Here is a 22,619-nt window from a genome sequence, read left to right as displayed (position 1 = left end):
TTGGGGCTTATGAGAAAAACAGCGAACGCGCCAGCTGCGGGCTGATCGCGCTGCGATAGATAGCGATGATTTGCGGGCTGCTGGTGGCTGTGTCCAGGTCGAAGGCGCCGGCCATCCGCCGTTGCTCCTGCAGTTTCAAATGGGCGGCGGTGAAGGCGTCGGCCGGTGCATCGGGGCTGTTGTAATGGAAGTGCGCGTACCACAACGTCTTGCCGGTGCGCCGCTCGCGAATTTCGTACTCCTGCAGATAATCCCTGCGCGGGCCTTTGAGGCGACGCCGGGCACGGCCAGACACAATGTCGATCTCATTTTTGTGCAATAACCATTCGACCCGCGCGGCGGTTGGCGGTTGTTGCTTGGTCATCTCGACCCGTATCCGGTAGCCCTCGGCGTACAGGCGTTCACCCGCCTGGTTCAATTGGGCGATCAGGGCTGGCGGCTCCTCGGTGCTGTTCGCCCGCAGCCGGGCCTGTTCAAGGCTTTTCGCGCTTTCGTCGAGCTGTTCGGCCTTGCGCTGGAACTGCTCTTCGATCTCCACCGGAATCCGACCGGGTTTTTTGGCATGGGCTTCGGTTTGCCGGATGAAGCTTTCTACGCCATCGAGCAGCGTCTGGCCCTGGCTGATCTGGGTGGCGAGATCCGCTACCGGAGCAGGCGGGCGGCGCCGTCCGGGCTGAATGCGTTCGACCCAGACACCGGGCGTTTTCTCGTGAAAAGTGGCGATGACGTTCCCGGTCATGGGCGCTTTCACGTCAAGCAGGACCGGTTGCCCTGGCGCCGAGGAACGCAACTCGCCGACCACTGTGCCCTTGAAGCGGGTTTTGATAATCCGTTTACGTGAGGCTGGCGCTGGCCTTGAAGGACCGGGCCGAGGCTCCACCGGCCGGTGTTCGAGGAGCAATTGCGCCAGGTGCTCTTCGGTCTGGTGCTGAAACTCGTTGATTCGTTTACGCGTATGGCTGAAGGGCGCGTCGAGCAGCACATCCTTGTGGTTGAGGGCGAAATCCTCGAACGACTGATCGATGGCGGCAAACTGTTCGAGCATGCCGTTGAGGCCTTCGATCCGCTCGTTGGCCCCCAGGCTGGTGTGGTCAAGCAGCAGTTCCTGGGAGGTCTGAATCACCAGGTTGGTTGTGTCGAGCAGGCGTACCAGATCGCCTTGTGCCTGAGTCAGCGCTGGCGAAGCCTGCTCTTGCAGGCAGATGTCGCGAGCCAGCGACACCTGAAGCGCCTTGAGATCATTGAGACTGAACACAGGCAGCTTTGCTCGATAGGTATTGGCGACTTCAGCGGCACGTTTGCCCAGTCGGCTCAACTCCTGAAAACGTGACTGGGCAAACTCGATCTTGCTGATCATGTCCTCGGTCAAATCGTACATTCTGCGGTAGGTGACGGGGTCACCGGTGCCTGCAGCCGTTTCCTCGGCCTCGAGCAGCACCAGGGTTTCCTTGAGGGTTCTGGCGAAGAGGGGGTCACGTTGAGTGAGCCATGTCTGGTTGAAGAACAACTGGGTACCGAGCATCTCGGTCATGGCGGTGCGGAAATGGGGTACGGTCTCAAGCAGGTTCAGCGATTTCAGCTGGTCGATGGGCGCCGCGTATTCCCCGGTGCGGCGTTCAAGTGCTGCAAGAAACGTGGTCTGCTGCGCCACCAGAGTGTCATCGCTGGCCGCGGTCATGGCGGTGTGAGCGGCTGTCAGCTCTGCGCGGGCCTGCTCGCGCGTGTTATCGAACTCGGTCAGTTGTTTCTTGAGTTCGGCGATGCGTTCATTGTTTTCCCGTCGTTTGGCCTTGCGCCGACTCGACAGACCACCGCCGCGCAGACGCAGGCGAGTGTCGACGAACCACTCGCCCCGCCGATTGCGGATCAAGCCCGGGCCCTGACGTCCGGGCTGTCGCTGCGAATTGATGATCGATACCTCACCGGTGTCGGCGACCGCCACTTCGAACCAGCGCTCACCCACGGGTGCGTAGTACCCGCTGGCATGTCGATAAAGGTGACGATAAAGGCCGGCGTCGCTGGCGGGCGGGGTGAGCGCTTCGGGGCGCGTAACGGCAAACCGATCCAGGGTTTGGGTCAGGCTCAGGGCGGTGTCGGTCATCAGCGAAGTCTGATGTTGCGCCGGATAATCCCCGATCACATCAGGGCGTTGCACGATGTTTACCGGCGTTGGTGGCACCGGCTCCCTGGGCTCGGTCTCGACGGTCACCGGCTTCTTTTCAGTGATGTCCCGAGGCGTCGCGTTACGGGTGCTGGCGTGATGGGCGAGCACCATGGCCAGGGTCAGCAACAGATCGGTCATCGCGGTTTTCTGCTGCCCGGTGTCGCCTGTGGCAGCGGCGTCGAAGGTTTGTTGCAGATCGTCCAGCACTTGCCAGATCCAGGCGGCGGTACCGACGGTTCGACCGAAAAACGGCAGTGCGGCGCTGAGGATCATCCAGCTCGCATGCTTGAAGCTCTCCCAGCGACTTTCGCTATTGGACACCGATTGCCGATTCGCCAGTTCGACCATTGCACTGACGTTGGCCTTGAACAGAACAGCCAGGTAATTGGTAGCGATGACTGCTGTTCCCAAGGTCAGCGTGCCGCTCATCTGCAAGGAAGTCAGTGGATCGGCGAGCAGTTGTGAGAGAGACCATACCGAGGGTCGATCATCGCTGAATACGTAATTGGCATAGTTGGCGCGTGCACTGTCCGGCAACCAGGCGAGGACCGACTGACGCAATGTCGGTGAATGCTTGATGGCGTACACCAGGTTGGCCGGCGACGGGTACTGGAGCAAGGCATGATCGGACAGCGGCCGGTACAGCAGGCAGGGTCCCTTGTCCATCTGTCGGGGGCCGATCACGAACATGTTGGCCACTTCATCGGTGGTTGTCCCCGGGCGCCACGCGGGATTGAAGGCCAGCGGCCGAATGACGATCTCCTGACCGTCCACCCGGCGATTGTCACCCAGCAATTGAACCACGGCCGCGACATAGCGATAGCCTGCCTCGTCGACCCCGCCCTGCGCGCGAATCTTCTGCTGCAACGCCAGTAACGGCAATTCGACACGCAGCCGGCTGGTGAACAGGTTCTGCCTTCGCAGGCTTTCCAGCGGGTCATCGCGCAGTTTTTGCCTGATCAGCGCAGGATAGGTCTGGCCGATATCGACACTGACGATCAACCTCTCCAGATAATCAGCCGTCATCCATGCCGGCACCGCAGTGCTGCCGATACTGCTCACGGTCTTGTTGCCCAGCGGCAAGGCAATCAGGTTCTGCAACGCCAGATCGACCAGGCTGAAGGTGCTGCGTTCGGGCTCCAGCAACGGTGTGAAACTGCCCCACACCACCACGCTGTCGACCACGATGCGAATCTCGGCCAGATTCAGTTCAGTGGCTTCGGGATGCTCCTTGAGCAGGGCCGCCTGCAGTTGCTCCAGCGCGAACTCGCGAATCGGTTTGATGCCGTCGTCAAAGGACTGCTCGGCGTTCTGACTTTGCACCTGCGCCAGATCCATCAGATGACGGCTGTAGGCAGTCAGGTCGCTGGGCGAGGCGTCGACCATCCACTCTGGCAACGCTTGCTCGACCAGGTTGAAGCGTGAAGACGACTGCTTGTCCGTGGGATCGAGTTCGTTGGTCGTGCGGCTGACGTGGGGCGTCAGGTTGGTTGTCGCCGGTTCGTTCGCCAACTCGCCAATCGCGTCGGCCTGCAGGGCGATCAGATTGCACGCCAGATGATCGAAGTAGTCACCGTCAGGTTCGATCAGCCGCCATTGCAGGGTTGCAGGCGGCGGTCCGTCCGTCTGGGTCTGCAGTGAGGCACCCAGTTCCTGCAGGGTATCGAAGGCCTGGAAACCACGAGTGATGGTGTGGGTGAGAATCAGCGTGCGGCTGCCGAGCGTGCCGATCAGTACGGCCATATCGAGGACGTGCAGGTGAGTGGAAGTGCCATCGCGCGTGGTGTCCAGATCGATCAGGCAGGCGCGGGACTGATAGCGATCATCGGTACTGCGGGCAGTTTTTTGCGGATGGTCGAAAAGACTCCGGGCCATGGCGCGCTGGTCGTCGTCCCACGCCGGGTTCGTCCCGACGTTCCACCGTTCGCGCAGGGACCTGGACAATCCCTGCCAGCGCGGGGCGGAGGCGCGGGTGAACTGGTTCCAGTAATCGACCTGTTGTTCCTCGAAGGCAACAAACAGCAGCGGCGCCAGTTCATTGAGCAGCCTGGCGATAGCCTCGATGTTGACGGGCAGTTGTACCGGTGTCTCGTGCGCAGGATGCAAGGTGAGGTAGTGCTCGCCATCCAGGTAGGTCACTGGCTTGTTGGCGACGCCATGACGCACCAGCGCATCGGTCAGCGATTCGAAGTGTCGCGGCCCGGGGACGACACGCTGGTCACGCAAGGTCCAGCCAGGTGTCACCACCATTGCCAGTCGCGGGTCGATCTGTAACTTGGGGTATAGCGTCTTCAGTGCCGGTTGCAGGGCGCGGGTGGCGACTTCCCTGATTGAGGGGCCGGCGATCAGCTGGGTGAGCAGGGCGTCCTGATCGTCCGGTAGCTTGTGGTCGGCGGGAGAGTTGAGGGTTTCTGGCATGGTCATATCCTTGGTCAGAACAGCAGACACCGCGAAAGAGGCGGCGAGCGATGCGTTGCAAGGTAGTGACGGGCCGAGCACCGAAGGTGGTAGATAAATATCGCAGACAAAAAAAGACCCGCACGGCGGCGGGTCTTGTCGTCAGCGTCGGCTCAGGTGCCGGACTTGATCTTGGTCCAGGCCCGGGTGCGTGCCCGCTCGGCATCCCGCGGCAGCGGTTGCAGGGTGTAAAGCGTGCCCATCGCCGCATCGGTCGGGTACAGGTTGGGGTTGTTGCGGATCGCCGGGTCGACCAGTTGGGTGGCGTCCTTGTTCGGGTTCGGATACCCGACGAAGTCGCTGACCGGCGCGATCACCGTCGGTTGCAGCAGGTAGTTGATGAAGGTGTAGGCGTCCTCCGGGTTCTTCGCGCCCTTGGGAATAGCGAGCATGTCGAACCAGATCGGTGCGCCTTCCTTGGGCAGGCGCATGTCGACCACTACACCGTTCTTCGCTTCTTTGGCGCGATTGGCCGCTTGCGAGAAGCTGCCGGAATAACCGACCGCGACGCAGATGTCACCGTTGGCGATGTCGGCCATGTACTTGGACGAATGGAAGTAGGTCACGTACGGCCGGATCTTCATCAGCAGCGCTTCGGCCTTGGCATAGTCCGCCGGATTTTTGCTGTTGGGATCCAGACCCAGGTGTTGCAGGGCCAGCGGCAGAATCTCCGACGGCGAGTCGAGCAGGGCGACGCCGCACTGCTTGAGCTTGCTGAGATTCTCTTCCTTGAAGATCAGGTCCCAGCTGTCCACCGGCGCGTTATCGCCCAGCGCGGCTTTGACCTTGGCCGGGTTGAAGCCGATCAGGATGGTGCCGTACATGTACGGCACGGCGAATTTGTTGCCCGGGTCGTTGGCTTCGATCAGCTTCATCAGTTTCGGATCGAGATGATTCCAGTTCGGCAGCTTGCTGCGATCCAGCGGCTGGAACACCCCGGCTTCAATCTGCTTGGCGAGGAACACGTTGGACGGCACCACCACGTCATAGCCGGAGTTGCCGGTCAGCAGTTTGGCTTCCAGTGCTTCGTTGGTGTCGAAGATGTCGTAGACCAGTCTGGTCTGGGTGTTCTGTGCCTTGAAGTCTTCCAACGCCTTGGGCGTGATGTAGTCGAACCAGTTGTAGACGCGCAGGGTACGTTCTTCGGCGTGGGCGCCGACGCTAAGCAGCGCGGCGCACAGGGCTGGCGCAATGCAGTGCTTGAGTCGGTTCATTGTTCAAAACCTTCCAGCACGTTCACCGCGTTGATGCCGATTTCTTCCACCGCGTAACCCCCTTCCATGACGAACAGGGTTGGTTTGCCGAGGGCGGCGATGCGTTTGCCCATGGCCAGGTAATCCGGGCTGTCGAGCTTGAACTGCGAGATCGGATCGTCCTTGAAGGTGTCGACGCCCAGCGACACGACGATGATGTCGGCACCGTAGCTGTCGATCTCGTTGCAGGCCTGTTCCAGTGCCGCGCTCCACACATCCCAGCCGGAGCCGGCCGCTAGCGGATAGTTGAAGTTGAAGCCTTCACCGGCCCCTTCGCCACGTTCATCTTCGTAGCCGAGGAAGAACGGAAACTCGGCTTCCGGGTGGCCGTGGATCGAGGTGAACAGCACGTCGCTGCGCTCATAGAAAATCGACTGGGTGCCGTTGCCGTGGTGGTAATCGACGTCGAGGATCGCGACCTTCTTGTGGCCGGCATCGAGGAATGCCTGAGCGGCAATGGCGGCGTTGTTGAGGTAGCAATAACCGCCCATCAAGTCGCCGGCGGCGTGGTGTCCCGGTGGCCGGCACAGGGCGAACGCACTGCGTGCACCGCGCTGGATTTCCGCTTGGGCAGTCAGCGCCACTTGCGCTGCACTGTAGGCTGCTTGCCAGGTGCCGGCGGTGATCGGCGCGCCGCCGTCGAAGCTGTAGTAGCCGAGCTGGCCGTGCAGGCTGGTCGGTTTGATCTGCCGCAGAGTGCGTGCGGGCCAGGTGTAGGGCAGCAAGTCGCCGTCGGTGTTGAATTCGGTCCAGCGTGCCCACGCACCTTTGAAGAAGTCGAGGTAATCGCGGCTGTGGATGCGCGCGATCGGTTCGAGGCCAAAATCCTTTGGCGCTTCTACCGGGCCGAGGTTCTGGTGCTGTACCCGTTGCAGCACATGGTCGGCACGCGAAGGCATCTCGAAGCACGGCTTGAGCTGGCCGTCGATGAGTTCGCAGCGGCCGTGGTGCAGGTGGTGATCGTCCGAGTAGATCGTCAGCATTTGTTGTTCTCCGCAGGGGGCTGATTCGGTTGCTCCCAGTGTTGCGGCGCGCGATGAAACGGAGAACGGCAGGAAAGGCCAAAAGGGGATCGATATGGCCAAAAACTCTGACCGCAATTCGCCCCTTGTTGGCGCAGGTTTGCACCTGTCATGGGCAGGCAATACAAACCTGTGGGAGCTGGCTTGCCAGCGATAGCGTCGTGTCAGGCGAGATCTCTGGCGGCTGTGAGGACGTCATCGCTGGCAAGCCAGCTCCCACAAAGGAATCATCAGTGCGGTCTGAACTGACTCGGCGCAACACCGCTCCAGCGCACGAACGCATGGCGGAAACTCGCGGTCTCGCTGAAGCCCAGGGTCTCGGCGATGCGGTAGATCGGCAGTTGATCCTCACACAGCATCTGCTTGGCCCGCTCGAAGCGCAGTTCGTCGAGCAGTTCCTGATAACTGCTGCCCATGTCCTTCAAATGGCGGCGCAAGGTGCGCGGCGAGCACTTCATTTGCTGGGCCAGCCCCTCCAGCCCCGGTGCTGCATTGAGCTGGGCACTGAGCAACTGGCGAATTCGCCCCAGCCACGCCTGGCGTCCGGTGAACTCGATGTTCTGTTTGCGGCAGCGGTCGGCCATGGCCTGGTGGGTGATGCTGTCGGCCAACGGCAACGGCTGATCGAGCCAGCGCCGGTCAAAGGCGAAAGCATTGTCCTTGGCGCCGAAGTGCAGCGGGCTGTTGAAGTGCTCAGCGTAGCTGTCGCGGTAATCCGGTGCGGCATGTTCAAAGCGTGTCGCCAGCAACGGCAGCGGATGCCCGAGCAGGTCGTCGCAGATGACCTTCAACGACACCAGGCAGAATTCCGCGTTGAACACCGCCATCGACGGGCTCTCGCGGTAATCGGCGGCGACGAACCAGACCCGCTCGCCATCGTCTTCCAGTCTCAGTTCGAAAAGTGTTCCCAGCAGCGCCGGATAGCGAATCGCCAGGCGCAAAGCGTCACCTAAGGTGGCACTGGTGAGCAGGGCGTAACCGAGGATGCCGTAGCAGGACACGTGCATCCGCCGGCCCAGTTCCAGGCCAATGTCATGCTTGAGCGCGACCGCGTTGGCGCAGACCTGCATTTCCTGATTGGTGGTGATGCGCGTGTCGGCACGGGCCAGATCCGCCGCACTGATGCCGCTGCCGGCCAGCAGCGCTTCGCTCGACAGGCCTTCGGTCTTGAAGGTGTTGAGCACCAGTGAGACGGCATTGAGCGTCGTGAGGTGGGAGTGGAGCATGAGGCGGCATCCGCTGGTTTTTGGCAAAAGAGGCAGCAAGTAGCGTGCCGTGCACGACGCCCACAGGCAGGAGTGACGTCGTGCACGGTCATCAGCGTATGCCTTAGCTCGCGCTGAAAAACAGCTGTCGGGCCTGCTCCACGCCGATCATGCTGCGGTAGTACGCCAGCCGTTCGGCCCGGCTCAACCCGCGAGTGCTGTCGGCATCGGATCCCAGTTGCCGCTCCGCGGGGGTTTTCAAACGTGCAGAGAGGAAGGCCTTGTCCGGCACCCATGAGGTGGAGTACAGAAAATGCGCGTACCACAGCACCTTGCGCGTGGTCTGGTCAGTGATGCTGTATTCGTCCAGGTAGAGCGCCTTGCCGCCCTTGAGGCGGCGTCGACTGACAGTTTTTGCAATACGGATGCTGTCATTGGTCTGAAGCCAGGCGACACCTGATGGTGTGGGTGATTGTGCCCTGGTCATCATCGACATGGCGGTTTTGGCCTGCTGATATAGGCTGTCGACGGCATCGCTCAGCGCCTTGTTCAGCACCGCAGCCGAGCGCTGGCTGCTGTCCGTGGCGTTGCTGTCGGTCAGGGCCTGTTCAATGGCCGCGCTGACGTGTTCCAGTTGCAGGGCGTGCTGGTGAAACAGGTACTCGATACCGACCGCCGAGCGTCCGGCCTGCTTCATGAGTTCGTTCATGCGCAGGGTGAACGCCGGCAGGCCGTCGAGCAGGTCCTGCCCCTTGTTCAGGCTGGTTTCGAGCGCTGGCGTCGGCGTCGGCAAGGCAGTGCTGATACGTTCGACCCACACCCCGGGAGTTTTTTGATGAAAGGTCGAGATGACCTTGTCCGTGAGCGGTGACTTGATGTCGACCAGGTCGGTTTCCAGGCCCTGTGCCGTCAGGCGCGGCTCGCCGATCAGCACGCCGTTGTAGCGGGTGCGGATGAACTTCTTTTTCGGCCTTGGCGGTTGCACGGGGAGCGCCGGGCGGCTGCGCAGGGTGTCGCGCTCTTCGAGCAACAGCACCAGGTTGTGGCGGGCGCTGCGGTTGAATTGCTCGAGCTGTTGGCGAAGGTTTGTCAGCGGTGCCTCTTGCACACTGTCAGCGAACGCGGACTTGAAGTCTGCCAGGCGCTCGTCGAGTACGTTGAATTGTTCGATCAGATCGTTGAGGCAGTCGATGCGTTCGTCGAGCCGGGAAACGCTGCGCTCCTCAAGGGTGTCGCGCAGCGCTTGAACGGCGATATCGGCGGTATCGACAATCTGGTCGAGACTGAGCCAGGCATCCGCGGCGGTCGCTACCGAGTGTTCGGGCAGGCAGACATTGCGCGCCAGTGTCACCTGCAGTGCCGTGAGATCCTCGATCGAGTACGCCGGGAGTGCCTTGCGGGTCAGTTGAATCAAGCGCAAGCCGTCTCTCTCGAACTCTTTGAGTTGCACCAATTGTGCCTGGATCTGCTCCAGACGCGTGATCATGTCCAGATTGAGCTCAAGCATCTGCCGCGTTTCGGCAATATGCCGGTTCTGGGGCTGTTCAGCCTGTTCTTCGAGATGATTGAGTACGCTGCGCAATGTCGGCGTGAACAGGGTCAGCGCTTCGCGAATCCCTGCATGGATGAGTTCGAGCTGCGCCTTCAGGTAGCTCAGGGATCTCTGTTGGTAGTCAGCCGTTGGCGAGAATACATGCAACGCCTTGAGATCGCTCAACGCCTGGGCATAAGCGACGCGTTGCCTGTCCAGAGACTGTAGAAAGAGCTGGCGGTGGGCCGCAGCGGTCTGAGCGGTGGCAGCGTTCATTGCCTGGCGGACCTGTTCCAGCTCGCCTTGCGCTGCCGCCTTACGGCTTTCGAAGGCGGTCAGGCGGGTGCGCAGTTTTTCCGCTTCGATGCGGCGTTGTGCTTCAGCCAGCTGTGTCAGGCCGGCCGAGCCGCCACCGCGCAGACGCAGTCGGGTATCGACGAACCAATCGCCACGCAGATTGCCGATCAAGGCTGGGCCGGTACGGGTTGGATCCTGCGGATCGATGATCATGACGGTACCGTTTTCGTCCACCGCGACCTCGAACCAGTCATGGCCCACCGGGGCGTACCATTTGCTGTTGTAGCTGTAGAGATTGCGATAGAGCCCTGGCGTGGTGTTGGCGCTACCCAGACGTTGCGGGCGAAGGATTTTGAAGTGGGACAGCACGGTGCCCAGACTTGCGGGCGTGCGATTCGCGGCGCCGCTGATATTCAGGGTTTGCTGCAGGTCAGCGGTTTCATGGGGAGCACTTTTTTCCAGTTGTTGCACGGTGATTTCAGTGGTCGTGGGGTCAGGGTTTTTCGGTGTTTCGCGTGCCGCTGTCTCATGGGCCAGCCGTGGTCGGGAGCGACCTGCGATGTGCAACGTGATCGCCATCCCCAGATTGAGCAACACCTCGGTGAACGCTGACCATTGCGCGGAAGAGTCATCCTGCTCCCGGGCTTCCTTCAGGGCTTGCAGTTGCTCCATCACCTGCCAGATCCACGTCGCGACACCCACCGTGCGTCCGAGGAACGGCAAGACGGCATTGAACAGGGTCCATCCGGCCTGTTTGAAACTGGCCCAGCGACTTTCCGCATTTGACACCGACTGGCGGTCGGCCAGCTCGACCAGCGCCGACGCGTTGGCTTTGTACAGAGCGCCTGGCAGATCGCCCTCCACGGTCTTTCTACCGAGGCTGATCGGCCCACTCATGACCCTCATTTTTTCCGCATCCACCAGAAACTCGGTGACGGCCCAGGGGGAGGGCAACGTGCCTGGAAACACATAGTTGGCGTAGTCGCTGCGCACGCGGTCCGGGAGCCAGGCGAGCACCGAGTCACGCAGACTGGCGGATTGCTGGATGGCGTACAGCAAGTTGCTGGGGGAAGGGTATTGGGTCAACGGCTGGTCGAGCATCGGTCGATACAGCAGGCACGGCCCGGCGCTCGGGTCCTCAGGACCGATCACGAACATGTTGGCGACTTCGTCATGGCTGCCGTCTGTTCTGCGTTGAGGTACGAAAGCCAGAGGCCGCATGACGATGGTCTGGTCCTCGACCATGCGATGGTTGCTGTCGGGATCCAGCACCGCGACGACATAGCGGTAACCGCGTGCGTCGATACCGGCCTTGCCGCGAATTTTCGATTGCAGGGCCAGCAGCGGCAACTGGATGCGCAAGTGTTGAGTGAACAGTGCCTGTCTCCCGGCGGAAGCTGGCGTGGTGTCGACCAACTGACGCTTGATCAGCGCCGGGTAGGTCGTACCGATATCCGCGCGGGTTACCAGGTCTTCCAGATAGCTTACGGTCAGCCATGTCGGCAATGGCTTGCCACGGGTGGAGTGCAGGGTCTTGTTGCCTACCGGCACTGCAATCAGATTCTGCAAGGCCAGATCGGTGACGCTGAAATTGTAAGTCTCGATTTTTCCCGGAACAGTAAAGGTGCCCCAGATCACCGGACTTTTGACCCGCAACTGGATCGACTCCAGAGCTGTTTCAAGATCGGTACGCTGCGCATCGGCGTGCGCGCGAAGGGTCTCGGCATGCAAGGCGTTCATTTCGCTCAGCGCGTATTCGCTGATTGGCAGGATGCCATCCAGATAGGACTTGCCGGTGTTCTGGTTATGCAGTGCAGCCAGATCCTTCAAGTGCCGGGAATAGTTGTTCAGATCCGGCAGTGATGCAGCAATGAGCCAGTCAGGCAAGGCATTCTGAAACCAGCTCAATGGCGGGCCGGGCTTTTTCGCCGTGGCGTCGACTTCGGGGGTGGCCGTGGACAATGGCTTGTCGAGCGGGGCAGGTGTGGCAGGAGAAAAATCCAGCGCGCCGATCACATCGATCTGAATCGAGACCAGTGCACACGCCTGATAATCGAAGATGCTGCCCGAGGGTTCTAGCAATCGCCAGTTCAACTGCTGGTACGGCTGAAGATTGCCCACGTGCGCAGGCAAGGATTTGCCCAGGTCATCAAGAGAGTCGAACTTCTGATAACCCTTGAGCAGTGAATGGGCGAGGATGACCGTCTTTCCCTGTTGTGTGCCGATCAGCACGGCCATCGATACTTCGTTCAGATGCTTTACGGTTGTGCCATCGATCAGATCAATGGCGATCAGGCAGGCGCTGTTCTGGTCATCGATTTTCCTGCCGGCCAGACCGGCAGTGCGATACAGCGCGCGGGCCATTGCGCAGTCACTCTCGCTCCAGCCTTGTACCTGATTGACGTTCCAGATCTCGCGCAGGGTGTTCGACAATGTATGCCAACGCGGGCCGTTGCTGTCGTCGGCGTTGTTCCAGTACGCCAGCTGTTGCTCCTGAAACGCCGTGAGCATGACCGGTGCCAGCAGGTTGAGCAGGCTGGCGATTTCGTCGATCCGTACCGGCAGGTGGACGGCCGGATCGCTGATCGGTTGTTGCGTCAGAAATTGTTCACCTTCGATATACAGCGTCGGCGTGCCCTGCACGACCTGGGCGGCGAGGATTTCGGTCAAGGCCTGGTAGGTCGGATTTCCGGCAACGATCTGTTCGTCGACGATGGACCATTGCGGCGTGCCGATCATGGTAATGCTCGGCTCCAGATCAAGCGTGGGGTACAGCTTGCGCAAATGTTCGCGCAACAGCACGGCGGCCACGTCGCGCAAGTCGGGGCCGACACTCAATTGGGTGATCAGGGCTTCGGTGGGATTGGTGCCGGCAGCCGTCTGCCGGGTGGAGCTTGTGGTTGCTGAACTCATCGTGCGTCCCTGCGTTCTGGTGATGGAGGCGATCCCGAGGACAAGTCTCGGGATCGCTCCATGCTAGGGAGGCACGATGCAGCGTGGGTGGTAGATATGTAGGGCGTCGGACTATCGCCGGCGCCGGACCAGGCTCAGCGCAATTCGCCACACAGGTCGAGTTCGATCAGACGCCGCACTTCGGCGTTGTCCAGACCCGCACCGAGCAAGCCGTGCAGCTTGCCGAACGCCGCTTCTCGGGTCATGCCGCCACCGGACAACACGCCAACGCCGCGCAAACGGCTGCCGGCTTCATACACATCCAGCTCGACCCCGCCTTCATGGCACTGCGTGACCGCAACCACCACCACACCGTTGTCCCGTGCGCGGCCGAGGCTGGCAAGGAACTCGGGATTGTCGCTCGGTCCGGTGCCGCTGCCGTAGCACTCCAGCACCAGACCTTTGATACCGCTGGCCAGCAGGCCATCAACCACCTCGGCGCCGATGCCGGGGAACAGTGGCAGCACAGCAACCTTGGCCAGTTGTTTCGGCTGGTTGTAGTTCAGTGCGGCCGGAATCGACGGCGCTTTCACCCCGCCGCCCTGACGCTCCAGGCGCTTGAACGGATGCCGGCCGAAGCTGCGCACTTTCGCGCAACGGGTCGGCGCCAGCAGCTCGCCATGGAAATACAGGTGCACGCCCGGCGCCAGACCCTGACCCAGAGCAACGAGCGCGCCACCGAGGTTTTCCCAGGCATCGCTGTCGGTGACGCCGGCCGGCAGCATCGAGCCGGTGAAACACACCCGGGCATGCAGGCCGAGCAACTGGAAACTCATCGCCGCAGCGCTGTAGGCCAGGGTGTCGGTGCCATGCAGGATCAGCACGCTGTCGCAGCCTTGCACGTCCACCGCATCGACCACCGCTTCGCGCAGTTGCTGCCAGTAGGCCGGGGTCATGTTGGCGCTGTCGATCAGCGGCGACATTTCCCGGAAGCGCCACTGCGGCACAACGAGTTCAGGCTGGCTGTGCAGGTAGTCGCGCATCCGCGCTTCGAAACCGGACGCCGGGGCCAGACCGTTGGCACTGGCCTGCATGCCGATGGTGCCACCGGTGTAGAGCACCATGACGTTTTGGGCGGCGGGAAAGGAATTGGCAATCATCTGAGGGTCTCCACAAGAGATGACATTGTAGGAGTGAGCCTGCTCGCGATAGCGGTTCATCATTCAACATTGATGTTGGCTGAAAGACAGCTATCGCGAGCAGGCTCGCTCCTACAAGTTATTGCATCACAATAACTGACGGGCGCAGGGGATGCGCCCGTCATTCACCTGTCAGCGTTGCGCTGCAGGCACGCCTTGCGGCTCGGCTGCGGTCTTGTCGGCAGCTGGCGCCTCGGTCGGCCAGGCCTTCAGGTCCAGATCCAGATCGGCAAATTTGCTGGAGTCGAACACCGGCTGCTTGATGCCCGCACGGCGCTGTTCGTCGTAGTCGCGCATCACGCGCATGCCGACCTTGAACAGCATGGCCAGGGCCATCAGGTTGACGAAGGCCAGGCAGGTCATGGTGATGTCGGCGAAGGCGAACACGGTCGACAGATCCTGCATCGAACCCCATACCACCAGCGCCAGGACCAGACCGCGGAAAACCATCAGCAAGGCGCGGTTGCGGCTGAGGAACTGCAGGCTGTTTTCGCCCAGGTAGTAGTTGTAGAGGATGCAGGTGAAGACGAACAGCGACAGCGCGACGCTGACGAAGATGCGGCCCCAGTCACCGACCACGGCGGCCAGCGAGTTCTGGGTCAGGACGATGCCGTCACCTTCGAAGCCCGGGGTGTAGAAGCCCGACAACAGGATCAGCAGCGCGGTGCAGGTGCAGATCACGAAGGTGTCGAGGAACACGCTGAAGGCCTGAACCACGCCCTGGGCGCCCGGGTGTTTCACCGAGGCCACGGCGGCGACGTTCGGCGCACTGCCCAGGCCCGCTTCGTTGGCGAACACGCCACGCTTCACGCCCATGACGATGGCGCTGCCGAGCAGGCCGCCGAAGGCCGGGTCGAGACCGAAGGCGCTCTTGAAGATGGTTTCCAGCATCGCTGGCACGTGTTCGATCTGGGTGCCGATCACGTACAGGGTCACGCCGATGTACGCCAGGGTCTTGACCGGTACCAGCAGATCGGACACTGCAGCGATGCGCTTGATGCCGCCGATGAAGGTGATGGCCAGCAGCACCGCCAGGACGATCCCGGTGTGGCTTGGGTCGAAGGCGAAGGCGTTCTGCAGCGAGTGGGTCACGGTGTAGGACTGCAGGCCGATGAAGGCGAAGCCGTAGGTGACCAGCAGCAGGACCGAGAACACCACTGCCATGCCTTTCAACTTCAGGCCGTGCTGGATGTAGTAGGCCGGGCCGCCACGGTACAGACCGTCGCCATCGGCGCGCTTGTAGACCTGCGCCAGGGTGCATTCGAAGAAGCTGCTGGACATGCCGACCAGTGCGGTCACCCACATCCAGAACACCGCACCCGGACCACCGAGGGTCACGGCGATGCCGACACCGGCGATGTTGCCTGCACCGACGCGGCCGGCAAGGCTGAGCATCAGGGCCTGGAACGAGCTGAGTTGCCCGCCGCTGCTTTTCAGGCTGTCGCGGAACACCGCGAACATGTGGAAGAAGTGCCGCAATTGAACGAAACGCGAGCGAATCGTGAAGTAGCTACCGAGCCCGACAATGAGCACGATCAGTACTTTCCCTGAGAGGAAGTCGTTGATGACTTCGAGCATGGATTTTTCCTCGCTGTTTTTTGTGTAAGCAAATGCTGGATGTTCAGAAACATCGCGTTACACCGGTTTGCGCGCGGCACGACAGGTGAGGCGAAGGTTTCGTCCCGGATCCATTTCGCGGGTTTGTTATTAGTTCGGGTTTCGCATGGGTTATGGCCTCGTTACCGACGACCGCTCACGCGAAGAGGGGCGGCACTATACCGATCAGTGCGGCGCCCGTCTGCACGCTCGTGGTGCAAGCGACGAAACGAAGCGTTGAAACACCCGGCGTTACCGGCGCCGGGCTTGTGCGGGAACTGCTCTTCTGTTGATGCAAACCCTGTGGTGAGGGGATTTATCCCCCCTCATCACAATGACTCACCTCTACATTGTTCAGTCCCCAGACATACGGGTCTCAGGATCAGAAAGTTAAAAAAAAGGGCTTGGGGACAAATCCCCAAGCCCTCAAAAGGTGAGAGGTGTCTAGTCCCTCGACCTGGTGAGCGGTGCTACAAATAACGCGTCGGCTCAGGCTTTGAGCGGAACCAGACGCGGGGCAATCATGTTTTCCGGGCGCAGGATGTCGGCGAGCATGGCTTCGTCGAGCAGACCTTCTTCGCGCACCAGTTCCAGCACGCCGCGGCCGCTTTCAAGGGCGATACGGGCGATGCGGGTGGCGTTTTTGTAGCCGATGTACGGGTTCAGTGCGGTGACCAGACCGATCGAGTGCTCGACCAGTTCGCGGCAGCGCGCTTCGTTGGCGGTGATGCCGACGATGCAGTGCTCGCGCAGCATGTCCATGGCGCGTTGCAGCAGACGGATCGAGTCGAGGATCTTGAACGCGATCAGCGGCTCCATCACGTTCAGCTGCAGTTGGCCGCCTTCGGCTGCCATGGTCAGCGCCAGATCGTTACCGATGACCTGGAAGGCCACCTGGTTAACGGCTTCCGGAATCACCGGGTTGACCTTGCCGGGCATGATCGAGCTGCCTGGCTGACGCGCCGGCAGGTTGATCTCGTTGATGCCGGTGCGTGGGCCGCTGGACAGCAGGCGCAGGTCGTTGCAGATCTTCGACAGCTTGACCGCGGTGCGCTTGAGCATGCCGGAGAACAGCACGAAGGCGCCCATGTCGGAGGTGGCTTCGATCAGGTCGGCGGCCGGCACCAGCGGTTGACCGCTGATCAGCGCCAGACGCTGTACTGCCAGCGCTTGATAACGCGGGTCGGCGTTGATGCCGGTGCCGATCGCGGTGCCGCCCAGGTTCACTTCGGTCAGCAGTTCCGGGGCCAGCGTCTTCAGACGGGCCAGGTCTTCGCCCATGGTGGTGGCGAAAGCACGGAATTCTTGACCCAAAGTCATCGGTACGGCGTCTTGCAGCTGGGTACGGCCCATTTTCAGGACGTGATCGAATTCTTTGCCCTTGGCCGCGAAGGCCTGAATCAGGCTGTCGAGGCTGGCCAGGAGCGCGTCGTGACCCAGCAGCAGACCCAGGCGGATCGCGGTCGGGTAGGCGTCGTTGGTCGACTGCGCCATGTTAACGTCGTCGTTCGGGTGCAGGTACTGGTACTCGCCTTTCTGGTGACCCATTGCTTCGAGCGCAATGTTGGCGATCACTTCGTTGGCGTTCATGTTGGTGGACGTACCGGCGCCACCTTGAATCATGTCGACCACGAATTCTTCGTGGAAATCACCGCGGATCAATCGGGCACAGGCTTCGCTGATGGCAGCGTGCTTGGCTTCGCTCAGATGACCCAACTCACGGTTGGCGTCAGCGGCGGCCTGTTTGACCATCGCCAGACCGACAACCAGTTTCGGGTAATGCGAAATCGGAACGCCGGAGAGACGGAAGTTGTTCACCGCTCGCAGGGTCTGGATGCCGTAATACGCTTGAGCCGGTACTTCGAGGGCGCCAAGCAGGTCGTTTTCTGTGCGGAAAGATGCAGCGGAGGACATGATAGAAATCATCTCGATATGGACCCGGTCTGTGCCGGAACGCTGCGAATGCTAGGCTTGTGGGATTTTTTGGGCCAATGCTGTTAAACACTGGCCTATGCACATTCGGCATAATGCCCGTGTGACGCCGCCTGCGCGGCAGACGTGTGACCTGTTTTGGTGCGTTCCCGGGAGGGCGTGATGAATCTGGAAAGCAAATGGCTCGAGGACTTCAGTGCTCTGGCCGCGACCCGCAGCTTCTCGCAGGCCGCCGAACGGCGCTTCGTGACCCAGCCGGCGTTCAGTCGGCGGATCCGCAGCCTGGAAGCTGCGCTTGGGCTGACGCTGGTCAACCGTTCGCGCACGCCGATCGAGCTGACGGCGGCGGGACAATTGTTTCTAGTGACCGCGCGCACCGTGGTCGAACAGCTCGGCGAAGTGCTGCGCCATCTGCATCACCTGGAAGGCGGGCAGGGCGAAGTGATGCAAGTCGCCGCCGCCCACTCTTTGGCGCTGGGCTTCTTCCCGCGCTGGATTGCGCAACTGCGCAACGAAGGGCTGAACATCGCCACGCGATTGGTGGCAACCAACGTCGGCGACGCGGTGCATGCATTGCGCGAAGGCGGCTGCGACCTGATGCTGGCGTTCTACGACCCGGACGCGGCGATGCAGATGGACCCGGAAATCTTCCCGTCGCTGCACCTGGGCCAGACCGAAATGCTCCCGGTGTGCGCAGCCGATGCCGATGGCAAACCGCTGTTCGATCTGGAAGGCGAGGCCAGTGTGCCGCTGTTGGCGTACAGCGCCGGGGCGTTTCTCGGGCGTTCGGTGAATGGATTATTGCGCCAGCGCCAGCTGCGTTTCACCACCATCTATGAAACCGCCATGGCCGACAGCCTCAAGAGCATGGCCCTGGAGGGGCTCGGCATCGCCTGGGTGCCGCAGTTGAGTGTGCGGGCAGAGCTGGCTCGCGGCGAACTGGTGGTCTGCGGCGGCCCGCAATGGCACGTGCCGCTGGAGATTCGCCTGTATCGCTGCGCACTGGTGCGCAAGGCCAACGTGCGGTTGCTGTGGCGCAAGCTTGAAGGCGGCGCTGCACAGGCTTCCTGAGCCACCGCAGATCCAATTGTGGGAGCGGGCTTGCTCGCGAATACGGTGTGTCAGTCGAGATTCATGTATCTGACCTGACGCCTTCGCGAGCAAGCCCGCTCCCACAGGGCGGATTTGCGGTGTTCTGTCGCTGACCTTCAAGTCAATAAAACCGGGCCTTTGGCTGATTTGACAGATGGTCGTTTCGGGGGCTGTTTATTGCTTTCTTTGCGGTATACTGCGCGGCCTTCGGCCGGTACGTCCGGCCATTTTTCGTACAATCAAGCCACGCAATCCTGCGTGGCTTGTTGTTTTTGACGCGCCTGCGGGCGCCCAGAGAGAAGAGGCGCGACGATGAGTGCACTGGTTGGCGTGATCATGGGCTCCAAGTCCGATTGGTCCACCCTTAGCCACACCGCCGATATGCTGGAAAAGCTCGGCATCCCGTACGAGGTCAAGGTGGTTTCTGCTCACCGCACCCCGGATCTGCTGTTCCAGTACGCCGAAGAGGCTGAGGGCCGCGGCATCGAGGTGATCATCGCCGGTGCCGGTGGCGCAGCCCACCTGCCAGGCATGTGTGCGGCCAAGACTCACCTGCCGGTACTGGGCGTTCCGGTGCAGTCGTCGATGCTCTCGGGTGTCGATTCGCTGCTGTCGATCGTGCAGATGCCGGCGGGCATTCCGGTTGCCACCCTGGCTATCGGCAAGGCCGGCGCGATCAACGCCGCGCTGCTCTCGGCGAGCATCCTTGGTGCCAAGCATCCACAGTTCCACGCGGTGCTGAAAACCTTCCGTGCCGAGCAGACAGACAGCGTCCTGGACAATCCAGACCCACGTATTGCCTGAGGTTGTTGAGATGAAGATCGGTGTAATCGGTGGCGGCCAGTTGGGCCGCATGTTGGCGCTGGCGGGCACTCCGCTGGGCATGAACTTCGCTTTCCTCGACCCGGCGCCGGACGCTTGCGCCGCAGCACTGGGCGAACACCTGCGGGCCGATTACGGCGATCAGGATCACCTGCGCCAACTGGCGGATGAAGTCGACCTGGTGACGTTCGAGTTTGAAAGCGTCCCGGCCGAAACCGTGGCGTTCCTCTCGCAATTCGTCCCGGTCTATCCGAGCGCCGAAGCCCTGCGCATCGCTCGCGACCGCTGGTTCGAGAAGAGCATGTTCAAGAACCTGGGCATTCCGACTCCGGCCTTCGCCGACATTCAATCGCAAGCCGACCTGGACGCCGCCGTGGCTGCCATCGGTCTGCCGGCCGTGCTGAAAACCCGCACCTTGGGTTACGACGGCAAAGGTCAGAAAGTCCTGCGCAAGCCGGAAGACGTGGTAGGTACGTTCGCCGAGCTGGGCAGCGTTGCCTGCCTGCTGGAAGGCTTCGTGCCGTTCACCGGCGAAGTTTCGCTGATCGCCGTGCGTGCCCGTGATGGCGAAACGAAGTTCTACCCGTTGGTGCACAACACCCACGACGGCGGCATCCTCAAGCTGTCGGTGGCCAGCACCGATCATCCGCTGCAGGCGTTGGCTGAAGATTACTCCAGCCGTGTGCTCAAGCAGCTGGATTATGTCGGTGTGATGGCGTTCGAGTTCTTTGAAGTCGACGGTGGCCTCAAGGCCAACGAAATCGCCCCGCGTGTGCACAATTCCGGGCACTGGACCACCGAAGGCGCCGAGTGCAGTCAGTTCGAAAACCACCTGCGCGCCGTTGCCGGCCTGCCGCTGGGTTCGACGGCCAAGGTCGGCGAGAGCGCCATGCTCAACTTCATCGGCGTGGTTCCGCCGGTTGAGAAAGTCATCGCCATCGAAGACTGCCATCTGCATCACTACGGCAAAGCCTTCAAGGCCGGGCGCAAGGTCGGTCACGCCAACCTGCGCTGCGCCGACATGGCCACGCTGCAGGCACAGATCGTCAAGGTCGAAGCGCTTATCGCCGAGTAACCACAGTTTCATCTGGCAACGGCGGAACCTTCGGGAGCCGCCGTTCTCTCATGGCAGGATGCCAAAGTCTGACTAGGCTTTGGCATATCTACCAAATCAGAGGGAAATGCCATGGGAATTATCGGAACCATCTTTATCGGCTTGATCGTCGGCCTGCTGGCACGCTTCCTCAAACCGGGCGATGACAGCATGGGCTGGATCATGACCATCCTGCTCGGTATCGGCGGTTCGCTGGCGGCCACTTACGGCGGCCAGGCCCTGGGTATCTATCAGGCAGGTCAGGGCGCAGGCTTCATCGGTGCACTGGTCGGCGCGATCGTGCTGCTGGTGATCTACGGCCTGATCAAAAAGAACTGATCCAAGCGACCAAGTCCTCTCTGCCAACGCGGCAGGGAGGGCTAGAATGCTCGGCGATTCAACGTCCTTCCTTTATCCGAGCATCTTTTACCGAGCACCTCCATGCGCCGTCTTCTGTTGACTCTTCTTTTGCTGGGCAGCGGTCTGGCCCACGCCGGCGAACTGCCGGAAACCGACTGGCTGGAACTGATGCCCAAGTCGGACCAGAAAGCCCTCGAGGCCATGCCCGAAATCGACCACAACTCCCCGGAAGCCACCGGCACCTTCACCGAGAAGGGCGGGATGAAACAGGCTAAAGGCCTGCCGGCGGTGATGTATTCGACCAAGACCGTGGCGTCGATGAACGACAAGCACATCCGCATCGGCGGCTACCCGGTGCCGCTGGAATCCGACGCCAAGGGCCGCAGCACGCTGTTCTTCCTCGTGCCGTACCCGGGCGCGTGCATCCACGTACCGCCACCGCCGCCGAATCAACTGGTGCTGGTGCGTTATCCCAAAGGTTTGAAGCTGGACGATATCTACACGCCGCTGTGGGTAACCGGCACGCTGAAGATCGAGAAAGTCAGCAATGACCTGGCCGATGCGGCGTATGCGCTGGAAGCGGACAAGGTGCGGGTGGTGCAGGAGTCTGATCTCTAACATCTGAACAATTGTAGCGAGGGGATTTATCCCCGATGGGTTGCGAAGCGACCCCCGCTTTGAATCAAGGGCAGGGGCCTGCTCCGCAGGCCATCGGGGATAAATCCCCTCACCACAAAGGCTTTCACCCACATTGATATTGCGGTGTTGGTTAGAGCGGTTTGCTGCCGATGCTGACGCCCATCGTATGGCTCGCACCCGAGGCCAGCGTGACCACATCATCCATCACATTCGCCGTCTCGATGCACAGCATGCGCTGCCAGCCATCGTTGTCCATGTCGGCCAGTGCTGCCGCGCGGTCGATCCACGGGTTCCAGATCACGGCGGTGCGTGAGCCGCTGGCGGTCAGTACGATGTGCCGTTCCCAGGTCGGGTCGACAATGCTCAGTTGCGGCGGAGCGTCGAGGTAGATGCGGTCGGTTTCGCCAGCGAAATGCAGGTCACCTTGCTGGCTGTGGGTTTTCCACTCATCCAGAGTCTCGATGTAATTCAGCCCTTCAACACCCTCGACGTGCACGTTGCGCACATCGCTGACCGCGAAATAAGTGTGCAGCGCCTGGCTGATGCTGACGGTTTCGACTCCCCGATTGTGGCTGGTCAGGCTGATGTGCAACTGATCACTCAGATGCAGGGTCAGGGTCAGATCGACCTGATGCGGCCAGCCCGGCAGGCCACCTTCGGGGTAGGGCAGCCTGAATTCAACCTTGACGCCGTCAGCCTCTGATTCGATGCCGCCCAGCTCCCAATCCATCGCCCGTACCAGACCGTGCGCGGGTGCTGGTTGCTCACCGGTGTACATGGCCTGCACGCTCTGCGGGTTGCGTTCGAACTTGCCGAACCATGGCCAGCACACCGGTACACCGGCACGGATGCTCTTGCCGGTCTTGAACACGGCCTTGTCGTTGAGCCAGATGATCGGCGGCTGGCCGTCGATCTGGTAACTGAGGATGTGCGCGCCTTGCTGGGCCACCAGCACTTCGGCCTGACCGTGGCGGATGCGCCAGCAGTTCAGTTCATCCAGTTTCACCGCTTCAACGTTGGGCGTGTTCATGGGGCAACTCTCGATCAGACACTTGGGACGACTAT

At 61.3% G+C, this 22,619-nt stretch carries 14 protein-coding genes; 5 read left to right on the top strand and 9 right to left on the bottom strand.

All coding sequences use genetic code 11. The features are described from left to right. Window positions 1–7: 7 nt before the first annotated feature. From HDC30_RS12735 to aspA, 8 genes are all read right to left on the bottom strand, one after another. Window positions 8–4,582, bottom strand: a complete 4,575-nt coding sequence (locus HDC30_RS12735; protein WP_183783293.1) for a hypothetical protein — start codon at window positions 4,580–4,582, stop codon at window positions 8–10. A 152-nt stretch (window positions 4,583–4,734) separates the two neighbouring features. Then, complete coding sequence (locus HDC30_RS12730) at window positions 4,735–5,835, bottom strand: polyamine ABC transporter substrate-binding protein (protein ID WP_096795420.1); 1,101 nt, start codon at window positions 5,833–5,835, stop codon at window positions 4,735–4,737. Beyond that, window positions 5,832–6,857 carry a histone deacetylase family protein gene (locus HDC30_RS12725; RefSeq protein WP_183783291.1) on the bottom strand — a complete coding sequence of 342 codons (1,026 nt, stop codon included), beginning with the start codon at window positions 6,855–6,857 and terminating at the stop codon, window positions 5,832–5,834. Before HDC30_RS12725 ends, HDC30_RS12730 begins: the two co-directional genes overlap by 4 nt. A gap of 269 nt (window positions 6,858–7,126) precedes the next feature. Further along, window positions 7,127–8,122 (bottom strand): AraC family transcriptional regulator, encoded by a 996-nt coding sequence (locus tag HDC30_RS12720; protein WP_150370021.1) that lies wholly within the window; start codon window positions 8,120–8,122, stop codon window positions 7,127–7,129. Window positions 8,123–8,225: 103 nt separating this feature from the next. Further along, on the bottom strand, window positions 8,226–12,842 hold the full coding sequence (locus tag HDC30_RS12715) for a hypothetical protein (RefSeq protein ID WP_183783289.1): 4,617 nt from the start codon (window positions 12,840–12,842) through the stop codon (window positions 8,226–8,228). Window positions 12,843–12,976: 134 nt separating this feature from the next. After that, complete coding sequence (locus HDC30_RS12710) at window positions 12,977–13,981, bottom strand: asparaginase (RefSeq protein ID WP_096795417.1); 1,005 nt, start codon at window positions 13,979–13,981, stop codon at window positions 12,977–12,979. Window positions 13,982–14,152: 171 nt separating this feature from the next. Next, the gene (locus tag HDC30_RS12705) at window positions 14,153–15,598 is read right to left on the bottom strand and encodes a sodium:alanine symporter family protein (RefSeq protein WP_027610363.1); all 1,446 of its coding nucleotides are present in this window, start codon (window positions 15,596–15,598) and stop codon (window positions 14,153–14,155) included. A gap of 507 nt (window positions 15,599–16,105) precedes the next feature. Then, window positions 16,106–17,530 carry an aspartate ammonia-lyase gene (gene aspA, locus HDC30_RS12700; RefSeq protein ID WP_027610364.1) on the bottom strand — a complete coding sequence of 475 codons (1,425 nt, stop codon included), beginning with the start codon at window positions 17,528–17,530 and terminating at the stop codon, window positions 16,106–16,108. A gap of 180 nt (window positions 17,531–17,710) precedes the next feature. Here aspA and HDC30_RS12695 point away from each other — a divergent pair, with 180 nt between their 5' ends. From HDC30_RS12695 to HDC30_RS12675, 5 genes are all read left to right on the top strand, one after another. Further along, a complete protein-coding gene (locus HDC30_RS12695) occupies window positions 17,711–18,619 on the top strand; it encodes a LysR substrate-binding domain-containing protein (RefSeq protein ID WP_007962273.1) in 909 nt (302 codons plus the stop codon). A 333-nt stretch (window positions 18,620–18,952) separates the two neighbouring features. After that, complete coding sequence (purE, locus tag HDC30_RS12690) at window positions 18,953–19,444, top strand: 5-(carboxyamino)imidazole ribonucleotide mutase (RefSeq protein ID WP_003229641.1); 492 nt, start codon at window positions 18,953–18,955, stop codon at window positions 19,442–19,444. A gap of 10 nt (window positions 19,445–19,454) precedes the next feature. Continuing rightward, window positions 19,455–20,537, top strand: a complete 1,083-nt coding sequence (locus HDC30_RS12685) for a 5-(carboxyamino)imidazole ribonucleotide synthase (protein ID WP_183783287.1) — start codon at window positions 19,455–19,457, stop codon at window positions 20,535–20,537. A 111-nt stretch (window positions 20,538–20,648) separates the two neighbouring features. Beyond that, window positions 20,649–20,894 (top strand): GlsB/YeaQ/YmgE family stress response membrane protein, encoded by a 246-nt coding sequence (locus tag HDC30_RS12680; RefSeq protein WP_003229635.1) that lies wholly within the window; start codon window positions 20,649–20,651, stop codon window positions 20,892–20,894. Window positions 20,895–20,996: 102 nt separating this feature from the next. Beyond that, window positions 20,997–21,533, top strand: coding sequence for a DUF3299 domain-containing protein (locus HDC30_RS12675; RefSeq protein ID WP_027610367.1), 537 nt, complete (start codon window positions 20,997–20,999; stop codon window positions 21,531–21,533). A 151-nt stretch (window positions 21,534–21,684) separates the two neighbouring features. On the opposite strand, the gene HDC30_RS12670 is transcribed toward HDC30_RS12675, so the two are convergent. Next, window positions 21,685–22,584, bottom strand: a complete 900-nt coding sequence (locus HDC30_RS12670) for a D-hexose-6-phosphate mutarotase (RefSeq protein ID WP_183783285.1) — start codon at window positions 22,582–22,584, stop codon at window positions 21,685–21,687. Between the last annotated feature and the right edge of the window lie 35 nt (window positions 22,585–22,619).

The sequence above is a fragment of the Pseudomonas sp. JAI115 genome (assembly GCF_014200835.1).
Lineage (GTDB): Bacteria > Pseudomonadota > Gammaproteobacteria > Pseudomonadales > Pseudomonadaceae > Aquipseudomonas > Aquipseudomonas putida_A.
The sequence above is the reverse complement of the archived record's forward strand: the minus strand, read 5'-3'. Positions and strand labels throughout refer to the sequence as shown.